The organism is Streptococcus cristatus (genome assembly GCF_003943465.1).
GTDB classification, from domain to species: Bacteria; Bacillota; Bacilli; order Lactobacillales; family Streptococcaceae; genus Streptococcus; species Streptococcus cristatus_C.
The window spans coordinates 1-773 of the sequence record NZ_RJPR01000034.1 but is presented as its reverse complement, the minus strand read 5'-3'; the positions used below and the strand labels follow the sequence as shown (position 1 = coordinate 773).

Annotated in this window: 1 protein-coding gene; it reads left to right on the top strand. The window is 44.0% G+C overall.

The annotated features are described in order from the left end of the window. Positions 1 to 74: 74 nt before the first annotated feature. A partial coding sequence (locus D8793_RS11990; RefSeq protein WP_446677598.1) for a mucin-binding protein occupies positions 75 to 773 on the top strand: 699 nt, incomplete at its 3' end.

Sequence of the window (773 nt, the reverse complement as noted above, 5' to 3'; positions counted from 1 at the left end):
CAGATGAAGTCGTAACTTACAAGAAGGCTGATCAAAAAGCAACCATCACCTTCGTAGATCAAGCTAAGAAAGAATTGGCGAAGATCTCAGAAGGCGGTAAGTCAGGCGAACCAATTAGCCGTGACCAATACCTTGCGAAGTTGAAAGAATTGACCAACCAAGGTTACAAGGTTGTGAACGATGAGTTCAAGGATCCACAAAACTTTGATGATGATGCAAGCAAGGACCAAAACTNCACTGTTCAATTGGAAGAAGGCGTAGTACCATTCGATCCGAATAATCCGCCTAAACCAAACGATCCAATGGATCCTAAGAATCCAGANGGACCTAAGTGGACAGATGATAAGATCAAGTCAGCTCAACAAGAAGCTGTGAAAGAATTGAGCCGTACGATCAAGTACGTATACGAAGATGGTAAAGAAGCAGCACCAAGCTTCACAGACAGCGCTAAATTCACGCGTATTCTGAAGATCAACGTCGTAACGAAAGCGATCGTAGAAAAAGGCCCATGGACATCACAAGANGACGTGATCAAGGGACAAACTTCACCAGACATCAAGGGTTACGTAGCAGATAAAGCAAGCGTAGCAGATGTGAAGGTTACAGCAGACTCAGCTAAACCAGCAGATGAAGTCGTAACTTACAAGAAGGCTGATCAAAAAGCAACCATCACCTTCGTAGATCAAGCTAAGAAAGAATTGGCGAAGATCTCAGAAGGCGGTAAGTCAGGCGAACCAATTAGCCGTGACCAATACCTTGCGAAGTTGAAAGAA